The organism is Massilia timonae (assembly GCF_001866515.1).
Taxonomy (GTDB): Bacteria; Pseudomonadota; Gammaproteobacteria; order Burkholderiales; family Burkholderiaceae_D; genus Telluria; species Telluria timonae.
Map to the genome: position 1 here is coordinate 1,458,143 of NZ_JRYB01000001.1, position 11,656 is coordinate 1,469,798.

Annotated in this window: 10 protein-coding genes; 7 read left to right on the forward strand and 3 right to left on the reverse strand. The window is 60.1% G+C overall.

The genetic code is table 11. The features are described from left to right. Nucleotides 1-100: 100 nt before the first annotated feature. Nucleotides 101-874, forward strand: a complete 774-nt coding sequence (locus tag LO55_RS26240) for an HNH endonuclease signature motif containing protein (RefSeq protein WP_143054474.1) — start codon at nucleotides 101-103, stop codon at nucleotides 872-874. A 169-nt stretch (nucleotides 875-1,043) separates the two neighbouring features. Here LO55_RS26240 and LO55_RS26245 read toward each other — a convergent pair whose 3' ends face one another. The 3 genes from LO55_RS26245 to LO55_RS06335 form a co-directional block, all read right to left on the reverse strand. Then, nucleotides 1,044-1,259 carry a hypothetical protein gene (locus LO55_RS26245; protein ID WP_143054475.1) on the reverse strand — a complete coding sequence of 72 codons (216 nt, stop codon included), beginning with the start codon at nucleotides 1,257-1,259 and terminating at the stop codon, nucleotides 1,044-1,046. An 88-nt stretch (nucleotides 1,260-1,347) separates the two neighbouring features. Next, on the reverse strand, nucleotides 1,348-2,616 hold the full coding sequence (locus tag LO55_RS26250) for a hypothetical protein (protein ID WP_143054476.1): 1,269 nt from the start codon (nucleotides 2,614-2,616) through the stop codon (nucleotides 1,348-1,350). Between the two features lie 804 nt (nucleotides 2,617-3,420). Beyond that, nucleotides 3,421-4,620, reverse strand: a complete 1,200-nt coding sequence (locus LO55_RS06335; RefSeq protein ID WP_370659595.1) for a cation:proton antiporter — start codon at nucleotides 4,618-4,620, stop codon at nucleotides 3,421-3,423. A gap of 261 nt (nucleotides 4,621-4,881) precedes the next feature. On the opposite strand from LO55_RS06335, the gene LO55_RS06340 reads away from it, so the two are divergent. The 6 genes from LO55_RS06340 to LO55_RS06365 all read left to right on the forward strand — a co-directional run bounded on the left by LO55_RS06340 (nucleotide 4,882) and on the right by LO55_RS06365 (nucleotide 11,623). Further along, nucleotides 4,882-6,132 carry an ABC transporter substrate-binding protein gene (locus LO55_RS06340; RefSeq protein ID WP_083415207.1) on the forward strand — a complete coding sequence of 417 codons (1,251 nt, stop codon included), beginning with the start codon at nucleotides 4,882-4,884 and terminating at the stop codon, nucleotides 6,130-6,132. Nucleotides 6,133-6,136: 4 nt separating this feature from the next. Next, nucleotides 6,137-7,030 carry a carbohydrate ABC transporter permease gene (locus LO55_RS06345; protein ID WP_005663778.1) on the forward strand — a complete coding sequence of 298 codons (894 nt, stop codon included), beginning with the start codon at nucleotides 6,137-6,139 and terminating at the stop codon, nucleotides 7,028-7,030. A 32-nt stretch (nucleotides 7,031-7,062) separates the two neighbouring features. Next, a complete protein-coding gene (locus LO55_RS06350) occupies nucleotides 7,063-7,923 on the forward strand; it encodes a carbohydrate ABC transporter permease (protein ID WP_071363698.1) in 861 nt (286 codons plus the stop codon). Between the two features lie 14 nt (nucleotides 7,924-7,937). Continuing rightward, nucleotides 7,938-8,984, forward strand: coding sequence for an ABC transporter ATP-binding protein (locus tag LO55_RS06355; RefSeq protein ID WP_071360848.1), 1,047 nt, complete (start codon nucleotides 7,938-7,940; stop codon nucleotides 8,982-8,984). Between the two features lie 80 nt (nucleotides 8,985-9,064). After that, entirely contained in the window at nucleotides 9,065-10,132 is a 1,068-nt protein-coding gene (locus tag LO55_RS06360; RefSeq protein WP_005663783.1) for a LacI family DNA-binding transcriptional regulator, read from the forward strand. Between the two features lie 126 nt (nucleotides 10,133-10,258). Further along, nucleotides 10,259-11,623: a GH1 family beta-glucosidase gene (locus LO55_RS06365; RefSeq protein ID WP_071360849.1), complete on the forward strand. Its 1,365-nt coding sequence runs from the start codon at nucleotides 10,259-10,261 to the stop codon at nucleotides 11,621-11,623. Nucleotides 11,624-11,656 lie beyond the last annotated feature (33 nt).

An 11,656-nucleotide genomic window follows, 5' to 3' on the forward strand; every position in this document is an offset into this window, starting at 1 on the left:
TGCAGAGTCATACGCAAAGGAAGAGCTTCTCCTATCGATGTTGCCGGCCATACTGTTGGCCAAAGGCTTCCAAAGAGTAGTCGTCCGTCGAATCGGTGCAATGAAGTTCCTTGATGTCGAAAGAAGCGATGGAAGGGCAGTTACCTTCTGGCTCAAACAAGGTTGGTCGGACACACGTGACTACTCAGCAATCCAATTCGGAATGCTCGGAGGTGTCAATCCTGCCGCAAATCCAGACTCTGTCTTCATCGACTTCGTAGCAACTCGCACTGCCAATGCAAAGGAGCGTGGAGCTACATATGCACTGCTCGTGCATATGTACGATAACCGAGTAACTAACTATGTCGCGCTACCAATCGACAAAGTAGTTGAGGCATACGTAGCTCAGATTGGCGGTTGGCCACGGCGCGCGAGAGCAACGAAGATGCCTACCATGTTCTTTGAAGATAGTCGTAATTTACCTGATGCCGGGTACGTCGACGTCGTAACAGCTTTTGAAGTGCCTTTGGAGGTCTTGAGCGGCACAAAACAGGGCGATGGAAGTCAGAACAAAGTAGGCTCGAAAAAAATTACTGCCGAGATTGAGGTGCGTATGGCCCAGGCAGCATTCAGGATGGCAGTAGGGGCACGACACGGGTGGAAATGCGCAATTTCCGGGGTCGCGTTACGTGAAGTTTTAGATGCGGCCCATCTACCAGACAGGGATTGGCGCCTACACAACGAAGCCACAGACGGCATACTCCTGAGAACAGACCTTCACCGTCTTCTAGACCGAGGCTTAGCAGAGATACGGGACAACCTTTTTTGGGTTGCGCCCGGAGCTCGCGTTGGACCCTATTTAGAATTCCACAACAAGCCTGTCACGCTTGACTAAGTATCTAGAGATATCTGGATGGTTACACAACCGCTACCTATACCTCTGCGCAACGGTTCTTCGGAAGTAAAACCTGAAAAGCCTCACCAATTTCGCTAGTGAGGCTTCTGATGGGTCGACTCAAACTTCGTGCTACTGCAAGGTGCTGTTGCGCCGAAGCCGAAGAGTCTCAGGCCCAGCTTTCATCCGTACAGTACTGGTAGAGCACTTCTCCCACATCATCGAAATGATGACTTTTATATACTGCATCTAGAACCGCTACTACAATTTGGCTATTTGTCCAGTTCGCACGTGCTGCACCAGAGCGAAAAGATGCAATATCCGCAATCCCGTCCGAGAGGTCGAGTTGGCACGAAACGATGGGAAGGTTTGATAAAATATTCACGTTTTTGCTCCTAGATGGCCTAAAAACCAGTGTGGCGAGCAAATTTATATGGTTTCTGTAGATTTTTTTTGAGCTTAGGGCTAGGGACTCAGCCGTTAACGATTTCAGCACGCTCGAACATAAATTGAACGCTGCTCTCAGTTTGCCAGCCTCGAGCTGAGGAGTTGTCAGCATTCGGTCCACCTAACCCGACCTTACTCCAGGACGTGTTGAAGGAACGCCGGACGTTGCCCCGCGCTGGTGGCCTCTGTCCGTCTTGAGTTACTACCTCGACTTCCTCAGCAATTCGTCGTACGCGTGTATCCCGTCTGCGGGCTGCAATCCATTTATCCACCTTTGTACGACTTACCGACCCGTCATCACTTACTGCGTCTGCAAAAAGGTCCTCAATAGTCGACGGTAGGACTACCGTCAATGTAGTAATGACTGGCGTTTTCCTGCCGGTCTCCTCGGTGTCCTCGTCAAGAGACCGAAACTCAATCTTGCGCTTCCAATTTCCCGTGGCGCTATCTTTAGAGTAGCCAGCAAACGTTAGCTCGCCCTTAGCAAGATTACGAACAAAACTTACATTATCGGGATTTACCCGCTCGTCTGTGATAGCTGAAGCCGCAGTCCAAAGCCCAGCCATGCTAAGTGTCTTTGCAAGCGAAATGCGCCGTACGCCCTTACGTAATGCAGGCCTTCCGAGCTCAGCCAAAGCCCGCAGTATTTCATCTGCAGGAGGGTCTGCAAAAACTATCTCTGCAGCCTCCTTAGATTGATGTTGAGGCACGAAAATCCCGCCAACCATGCAGGACGTGAACAGCCAAGGATTGGAAAGATTGTTCTTTTGGGCAATCCCACGCCCGATAGCTTTTTTCAGCGCCTCTCTAGACGATTGCGTACCCTTGCATTCAATAATATGAAGGCGCCCCAGGTTGTCGACTGCAATGAAGTCTGGGCTCTTGAGGGGGCCACGTGAATCAGAACCAAGCAAAGACACAGACCCTTTAAGCAAATGCTCTACAAGATACTTCGTGTCGGCAAATGCCTCAAAACCATGATTGTCGACTAAGTAGTGGCACGGAAATCCCACCCCGAAATCGTCCGATAGAATCGTTTTCTGATGCGAATCGATATCACGCCATATACGTCGCAGCCGCAAATCTCCAATAGGATTCATCGCGATACCGTAACGAATCCATGCCCAATAGTTACTTAAACTAAGGCCTTTGAACCGCGGAGGCGTCGTGAGATTCCCTATCAAAAGCAAGGTCAGGTCAACATTACAGTCCCAAGTAGCTGCAGCCGGAAGTCCTGGCAAGAGACTGGCGGTTCCGTAGGATGTGTCAACACGAATTTCTATAGTACGAATCATTTGCTTCTTGCGGAACGTAAGACAACTTCGGTTTGAGATGAAAATTGAAAGTAACGATACCGCGAATGTTGCCAAAAGAAAAGCGGACTAGGTTTTTTACCTATCAACGTTAGATTCGGCCTTCGACTAAGACCAAACAAAAGTATGTTCGCGATAGTCGTAGTTTGGACATTTGTCGCGGGACTTAGCTTAGGCTCGTCGGGCAGGAGTGACCGCTTGTCCTTGCCATGCCTGACAGCCAAATTCTCATACCCCTCACAGCGTATAAATTCTGACGCTACACACTGCAGCTAAGTCAGACATCCGCCTGACTGCGACGTGCTACGTAGGCCGCCAGATGACAACATACTTAGATATTGATGAGCTAGCAACGCTGTTGGGAAGAAGCAGTCGCAGCATAAAGCGCGACATGGTACGAAACCCAAGTGCAGTGCCGCCAAAAATGCATGTTCTTGGGTCAGCTCTGCTACCCTGGAGACTTCATGAAGTGGAAAATTGGATAGTCGAGACTGGCTGGACGTTGAGGGCGCCCTGTGGACAACTTGAAAAACCGAAAAACGGCTTGCAGAGCGTGGCGTAAAACCAACGCATTTGTGTTGTCGTGTGAAGGTCTTAAAGCAACATCAGAACAAACCAAAAGCAACACCAGCCCCGCTCACGCGGGGCGTTGGTAACGCAACACGGCGGGGGTGCCGATTCTGATTTGTAATCATCAGGTGGCGGGTTCGAGTCCTGCAGTCGGCACCAGTCATTCAGCAAAAAGCCCAGTCCTCCAGACTGGGCTTTTTGTTTTTCGCGGTCCGCCTACCTCGCCTTGAGCGACAGCGCCATGCGGTGCCGCAGCTTCGGATATACCATAGGCACGGTCAACATCGTGCTGCCAATCGCCATCAGCAGCAACGCGGTAAACGTCTCGCTGGTAATGACGCCCTTGTCGAGCAGGATATTTGCAAAGATGATCATGATCAGCGCCTTGGTCTGCAGCAGCCAGCCGATGATCGAGGCTTCTTCCTTGCTCCACCCGAGAATGCGACCGGCGATCCGCACGCCCACCAACTTGCCCGACACCGACGCCGCCAGCAGGACGGCCGCCACGACGAACACCGCCGCCCCTCCCACTGCCCAATTGGTGCGCAAGCCGGTGCTCAAGAAGAACACAGGCATCAATACCAGCAATACGTTATGGCGCAGGAAATCGAGTTTCTCCTGGTCGAACCAGTCTGCATCCATGACGGCGCCGGCGAGGAATGCCCCCACCATATAGTGCAACCCGGCCCAGTCGGCAGCAAACCCGCAGACAATCAGCCACACCAGCATCACGAACCACCGATCCCGCTCGGGAATACTCACCATCAAGCGCCGGAACAGCCTGGTCGCGACGATAAAGACCAGGAAGAATCCCAGCTGCCGCCCCACCCGCTCCCAGTCGAGCAGGATCAGCGCCAGCACACCCCAGATCGCGATATCGTCCAGGCTGGCATACCGCAAGATGCGCTGCCCCAGCGGCTGCCGCAGGATGTCCAGCTTCTCCATCAGCAGAATCAGGATCGGCAACGCCGTCACCGCACACGCCATGCCTACCCCAAGCACGAACTGCCAGCTTTGCGCCTCAGCCCCGATCCATCCGGAATAGCCGAGCATGCCCACCGCAACGACACTACCGAACACCAACGGCACCCCAAGCGCCAGTCCGGCCGTAATGCTGCTCTCGCGCCGATGCTCCCACGCCTTCTTGAGATCGAGCTCGATCCCCGCCAGCATCACGAAGATCATGACCGCCCACCAGGCAATCCCGTTGAGAGTCTGAATAACCTGCGGATTGAAAACGAAGCTGTAGTACTCCGGATATGCCTTGCCCAACACGCCAGGCCCCAGCAACACACCGGTGATGATCTGCACGACGACCAGCGGCGCCCAGTAATCGGTATTGCCAAGCCGCCAGATGAGGTAAGGCACGGCAAAGATCAGCAACATCGCGATCAGGAAGATTTCGGTGGTACTCATTGCACTGTGCATCTGACTGTCTCAAGCTAATTATTATGGTGAAGGCGCCCGCCTGACGACGAGGCCCACGATCTCTCGCGAGTATCCCCGTAAATATCAGCGCGCAGCAATGTATAACGTGAAGTTTCCCTGAAGATTCGTGTCAAAATAACATAATGCAAGATTAGTTTGACCGAGAATTAACCCGGTGCTATAGTCGGGCCAAGCCGATGGTAACGTTTCCAAACTTACCAAAACAATAACGGCACCAATGGAGACAAGATGGTCACACCCCGCAACCTGGCTGCAGCCTGCGCATGGCTGTGCGCCGCTGCTTTCGCGCCAGGCATCGCACTGGCCAACGCTGCCGCGCCCAAGGCGGAAGTCATCCACTGGTGGACCTCCGGTGGCGAATCAAGCGCCGTCATGCAGGTCGCCCAGGCCTACCGCGCCGCCGGTGGCGTCTGGATCGACAGCGCCATCGCCGGCGGCGACCAGTCGCGCGCCGTCACCATCAACCGCATCATCGGCGGCAACCCACCCACCGCCGCCCAGTTCAACACCTCCAAGCAGTTCACCGACGTCATCGAGCAGGACATGCTCAACAACGTCGACTTGGTCGCCAAGGCCCAGGACTGGGACCGCATCCTGCCCGAGCCGCTGATCGACGTGATCAAGCACGACGGCCACTATTACGCGGTGCCGCTCAACATCCACATGCAGACCTGGATCTGGTACTCGAAGGCCGCCTTCCAGAAGGCCGGCATCGACAAGGAGCCGGCCAGCATCGATGAGCTGTTCGCCGCCCTGGATAAATTGAAGGCCGCCGGCCTGGTGCCGCTGGCCCACGGCGGCCAGTCATGGCAAGAGACCGTGCTGTTCTCCGCCCTGCTGGCCAATATCGGCGGCCGAGAGTTGTACCTGAAAGTGATCCGCGACCGCGACCAGGCCACCATCCTCTCACCGCAGTTTCGCAACGTGCTGCTCACCTTCAAGCGCATGAAGTCCTATGTCGATCCCGGCTCGCCGGGCCGTAACTGGAACGACGCCACCGCGATGCTCATCGCTGGCCGCGCCGGCTTCCAGGTGATGGGCGACTGGGCCAAGGGCGAGTTCACCAATGCCGGCCAGCTGCCCGGCCAGCACTATGGCTGCATCCCCGGGCTCAAGCCCGACACGCCCTACCTGATGCAGGGCGACGTCTTCGTCTTCCCGCGCACGAACAAGATGGAGGCGATCAAGGCCCAACAACTGCTGGCCAACGTCGTGTCGCAGCCCGAGCTGCAAGTCTCCTTCAGCAAACTGAAAGGCTCGATCCCGGTGCGTCTTGATGCCGATGCGTCGCAGCTCGACCTGTGCGCGCAAAAGGGCATCGAGATCGTCAAGGACCGCAGCCGCCAGCTGGGCGTCACCGAGGTCTACCTGACCCCGGACCAGAACGGCGCCATGCAGGACATCCTCACCGCCTACTGGAACATGGACATCAAGGTGGATAAAGTCCAACGCAGCATCGCCAACGCCCTCAAATACTGACGCCATGCTCGCCCAACGCCTCCACGTCCGCCTCACGCCTCACTTCGCCCTCCTGCCGATGGCGCTGGTGGTGCTGGGCGCCTACATCGGCGGCGCGCTGTGGACCTTGCGCACCTCGTTCACGGCCTCGCGCACCTTCCCGTCCGATACCTTCATCGGCGCGGCGCAGTACGTGCGCCTGTTCGACAACGAGCGCTGGCTGCTGTCCCTGCACAACCTCGCCGTCTACGGCGTCGCCTTCATCCTCGCCTGCATGGTGATCGGCTTCCTGCTGGCCGTCTTCATCGACCAGAACGTCAAGGGCGAAGGCCTGCTGCGCACCGTGTTCCTCTACCCCTACGCGATGTCCTTCATCGCCACCGGCCTCGTATGGCAATGGCTGCTGGCGCCCGGCAGCGGCATCGAAGGCGCCGTGCGCCGCATGGGTTTTGACGGCTTCTCGTTCGACTGGATCGTGCACCAGGACCTGGTGATCTACACCGTCGTCATCGCCACCGTGTGGCAAGCCTCGGGCCTGGTGATGGCGCTGATGCTGGCCGGCCTGCGCGGCATCGATCCCGAAATCTATAAAGCCGCGCGCCTGGACGGCATCCCAGCCTGGCGCGTGTATCTGCAGATCGTCCTGCCCATGCTCGGCCCGTCGGTCGCCACCGTGTTCCTGCTGCTGTCCACCGCGGTCGTGAAACTGTTCGACGCCGTGGTCGCGATGACCCAGGGTGGCCCCGGCATCGCCAGCGAAGTGCCGGCCAAGTTCATCATGGACCACCTGTTCCTGCGCTCGAACGTCGGCCTGGCCTCGGCCGGCGCGGTGACGCTCCTGATCCCGGTGCTGGCCCTGCTCGCGCCCTACGCCTATGCCCGCAGCCGCCGCGCGCGCCTGAACGGAGGCCACGCGTGAGCCACCATTCGCTGCAGGCGATCGCGCCGCCCATGTCCAGCCACCCCGCCCAAGCCGCGCGCCGCAAGCGCCTGTTCACGCCGGCGCGCCTGGGCGTCTACGCCTTCCTGTTCAGCGCCGCCCTGTTCTTTTTGCTGCCGCTGTACGTCATGATCATCACCTCGTTCAAGCCGATGGAAGAGATCAGGACGGGCAATGTGTTCGCCCTGCCCGCTGCCGCCACGCTCGAGCCATGGCGCGCGGCCTGGGGCGCGGTCAGCCACGGTTTCTGGAATTCGGTGGCGATCGCCGTGCCCAGCACCGTGATCCCGATCCTGCTCGGCGCCGTCAATGGCTATGCGCTGTCGTTCTGGCGCCCGCGCGGCGCCAACCTGCTGTTCGGCGTGCTGCTGGCCGGCGCCTTCATCCCGGTGCAGGTCATGATTTATCCGCTCGTGTGGATGATGGCGCATGCCGGCGTGTTCGGTTCGCTGCCGGCGATCGTGGTGGTGCACGTCATCTTCGGCATGCCGCTCATGACCCTCCTGTTCCGCAACTACTATGCCTCGGTGCCGCACGAGCTGTTCCAGGCCGCGCGCATCGACGGCGGCGGCTTCTGGCGCATCTTTATCCAGGTGATGCTGCCGATGTCGTTGCCGATCATCGTCGTGGCCGCGATCATGCAGGTCACCGGCGTCTGGAACGACTACATCCTGGGCCTGGTGTTCGCCGGCCGCGAGAACCTTCCCATGACGGTCCAGCTGAACAATGTGATCAACACCACCACCGGCACCCGCCTGTACAACGTCAACATGGCCGCGACCATCCTGACGGCCGCGGTGCCGCTGGCGATCTACTTCATCTCCGGACGCTGGTTCGTGCGCGGCATCGCCGCCGGCGCCGTGAAAGGCTAGGGTTAAAACTCGATATGTCGAACGTCCACCTGCGCAAACTGTGCATCACCCGCGGCAGCAACGAGATCATTCGAGATCTCGATTTGCAGATCGAGCCGGGCGAATTCCTCGTGCTGCTCGGCCCTTCTGGCTGCGGCAAGTCGACCCTGTTGCACAGCATCGCCGGCCTGATCGACCTGTCCGGCGGCGCGATCGAGATCGGCGGGCGCGACATGAGCTACGCCGACCCGAGCGAGCGCGGGATCGGCATGGTGTTCCAGTCGTATGCGCTGTATCCGACCATGACGGTCGAAAAGAATATGTCGTTCGGCCTCAAGATCGCCGGCACGCCGAAGGCGGAAGTCGCGCGCCGCGTGCGCAAGACGGCCGAGATGCTGCAGCTCGACGCCCTGCTCGATCGCAAGCCGTCCCAACTCTCGGGCGGCCAGCGCCAGCGCGTGGCGATCGGGCGCGCGCTGGTGCGCGAAGCCGGCGTCTACCTGTTCGACGAACCGCTGTCGAACCTCGACGCCAAGCTGCGCGCCGAACTGCGCCGCGAACTCAAGATGCTGCACCAGACGCTCGGTTCGACCATGATCTACGTGACCCACGACCAGGCCGAGGCGATGACGCTCGCGACCCGCATCGTGGTGATGCAGGGCGGCCGCATCCAGCAGATCGGCACCCCGGCCGAGGTCTACGACACGCCCGCCAACCGCTTCGTGGCCGGCTTCCTCGGTTCGCCCTCGATGAATTTTATTGACGGCAGCGTCGATGCGCGGGGCCGCTTCAATGCCGGCGCAGTGACGCTGCCACTTACGGGCGGCGCGTCGGCCGGCGCCGTCACGCTGGCCGCGCGACCGGAACACATCCACGTCGACGACAACGGCCCCCTGCACGCAAGGGTCACCCTGGTCGAACCGATGGGCAACCACCAGGTGGTGTGGCTCGACTGCGGCGGGCAGGCGCTGTCGTGCATCGAGCACGATGGACGGCCGCTGGCGTCCGGCCAGGCGGTACGCTTCGCGATCGACACCACCCGTGTTTCCTTGTTCGATCCTAAAAATGGACAGCGTTTATGAAGGATGGGTGCCATCCGCACGCGGATGCAGTATGCTTGGCGGTTGTTTTGATCGACGTATTTATTGAATAGGGATCGCAGGTGGCGACAATCAAGGACGTAGCGCGGCTGGCTGGAGTAGGTCTCGGCACCGCCTCGCGCGTGGTCAGCGGCAAGGGTTCGGTATCGCCGGCCACGCTCGAACGCGTGCGCAAGGCGATCGACGAGCTGGGCTTCCGGCCTTCGCACGCGGCGCGCGCCCTGCTGTCCGGCACCAGCCGGATGGTCGGCGTCTACATCCCCGTGTTGTCCGGCACCTTCTACACGCCGATCCTGCAGATCATCGACACCGAGCTGCGCGCGGCCGGCCTGCACATGGTGGTCGCCTTCGGCGTCGGCCTGGGCGACGCGCGCAACCAGGCCATCGAAGGCATCGAGTTCCTGATCGAGCGCGGCTGCGACGGCCTGATCATGATGAGCAGCGCCCTGCTCGACGAAGACATCGCCGCCCTCGGCGGCAAGCGGCGCCTGATCGTCGCGCTGAACCACGACTTCAAGGACATCCCGGAGCAGTGCTTCACGGTCGACCATGCGCAAGGCGGCAGGCTGGCGGCGCAGACCCTGCTCGAGCACGGCCACCGCGACATCGCCGTCATCGCCGGCCCCAGCGCGCTGGTCGACAACGTGGCGCGTATCGATGGCTTCATGCTCGAATTGAAAGCCAACGGCGTCGACACCGACAAGGTGTGGCTGGTCGAAAGCGACTTCTCGCCGCAAGGCGGCTGGCATGCCGCCAAGGCCCTGGTCGAATCGAAGACGCCGTGCACCGCCCTGTTCTGCGCCAACGACGAGATGGCGGTCGGCGCCCTGTCCTACTTCCAGGAAGCCGGCATCAGCGTGCCGCGCGACCTGTCGGTGATCGGCTACGACGACACGCCGAGCGCGGAGTTCTCGGCGCCGCGCCTGACGTCGGTCCACATGCCATGGCGCGAGATGACGCAGAACGGCATCAACGCCCTGCTCAACCGCTGCTATGACCTGAAGCGCCCGGTGGCGCGCAGCTTCCCGGTCGGCGTGACCATGCGCGCGTCGCTGGCCAGGGTCGGCGGCGGCAAGGCGAAAAGCACCAAAAGCAAAACCGGGAGCAAAGGCAAAAGTAAAAGTGAGTGAGGCATGTTTGCCTCACCCACGGCCGCGTGCGGCCATTTTTTTGGCGCCAGACTGGAAAGCTTTCCAATGTGTTGGTAAGCTTTCCCAAAATTTAATCAGAACATATTCTTTACCTGAAGCGAGACCATGACCACTGCCAACCGACCCGAGCCTTCCGCGCCGCAGCGCAGCGATTTCGCCCGCGATTTCCTGTGGGGTTGCGCCACCTCGTCCTACCAGATCGAAGGCGCCGGCCAGGAAGACGGCCGCGTGGAATCGATCTGGGACCGCTTCGCCGCCACGCCCGGCACGATCCGCGACGGTTCCAGCGGCATCGAAGCCTGCGACCACTACCACCGCTGGCCGGAAGACTTCGACATCGCGCGCGGCATGGGCCTGAACGCCTACCGCTTCTCGTTCGCCTGGCCGCGCATCTACACCGGCGTGAAGGGCCAGCCGAACCAGAAGGGCCTGGACTTCTATTCGCGCCTGGTCGACGGCATGCTCGAACGCGGCCTGCAGCCATGGGCCACGCTGTACCACTGGGACCTGCCGCAGGCGCTGCAGGACGCAGGCGGCTGGGAAAACCGCGCCACCATCGACGCCTTCCTCGACTACGCCGACGCCATGACGCGCACGCTGGGCGACCGCGTCAAGCACTGGATCACCCACAACGAGCCATGGTGCACGGCGATCATCGGCAACTTCGAAGGCTGGCATGCCCCAGGCAAGACCGACCTCAAGGCGGCGCTGCAGGTTGCGCACAATGTGCTGGTCTCGCACGGCAAGGCAGTGCCGCTGATCCGCGCCAACGTACCGGATGCGAAGGTAGGCATGGCGGTCAGCCTGCACCCGCTGCGCGCGGCCAGCGACAGCGAAGAAGACAAGGCGGCGATGGAACGCCACGACGGCCTGCGCTACCGCTGGTTCCTCGATCCGCTGTTCGGCCGCGGCTACCCTGAGGCCACGCGCGAACGGTTCGGCGCCGCGGCGCCCGACGTCGCACCGGGCGACATGGAGGCGATCGCGGTCAAGACCGACTTCATGGGCGTGAATTACTACTTCCCCGAAGTGATCAAGCACGAGGCCGGCCACGCGCCACTCGACGCGAAAGTGCTGCCGACCACCAGCGGCGAGATCACCGCGATGGGCTGGCCGGTGTCGCCGGAAGGCTTCACCGAACTCCTCACCCGCATCGAGAACGACTACCACCCGGGTCCGATGTACGTGACCGAGAACGGTTCGGCCTTCGAGGATACCGTCGGCCCGGATGGCGAGATCGACGACGTCCAGCGCCGCCACTACCTGATGCGCCACCTGGCCGCCATGAAGGATGCGATCGACGGGGGCGCGCCGATCAAGGGCTACTTCGCCTGGAGCCTGCTCGATAACTTCGAATGGGCCGAAGGCTACCAGCGCCGCTTCGGCCTGGTGCACATCGATTACGCCACCCAGCAGCGCCGCCTGAAGAACAGCGGCAAATGGTATGGTTCCTTCCTGCGCCAGGAATGAACCTTCAACATCAACGAACAATAAAGCGAGACA

Excerpts from the sequence above, each read along its gene's own strand:
- LO55_RS26240 (WP_143054474.1), top strand. The coding sequence starts at position 101 with ATGAAGTTCCTTGATGTCGAAAGAAGCGATGGAAGGGCAGTTACCTTC.
- LO55_RS26250 (WP_143054476.1), bottom strand. The coding sequence starts at position 2,616 with ATGATTCGTACTATAGAAATTCGTGTTGACACATCCTACGGAACCGCC.
- LO55_RS06335 (WP_370659595.1), bottom strand. The coding sequence starts at position 4,620 with ATGAGTACCACCGAAATCTTCCTGATCGCGATGTTGCTGATCTTTGCC.
- LO55_RS06340 (WP_083415207.1), top strand. The coding sequence starts at position 4,882 with ATGGTCACACCCCGCAACCTGGCTGCAGCCTGCGCATGGCTGTGCGCC.
- LO55_RS06345 (WP_005663778.1), top strand. The coding sequence starts at position 6,137 with ATGCTCGCCCAACGCCTCCACGTCCGCCTCACGCCTCACTTCGCCCTC.
- LO55_RS06350 (WP_071363698.1), top strand. The coding sequence starts at position 7,063 with ATGTCCAGCCACCCCGCCCAAGCCGCGCGCCGCAAGCGCCTGTTCACG.
- LO55_RS06355 (WP_071360848.1), top strand. The coding sequence starts at position 7,938 with ATGTCGAACGTCCACCTGCGCAAACTGTGCATCACCCGCGGCAGCAAC.
- LO55_RS06365 (WP_071360849.1), top strand. The coding sequence starts at position 10,259 with ATGACCACTGCCAACCGACCCGAGCCTTCCGCGCCGCAGCGCAGCGAT.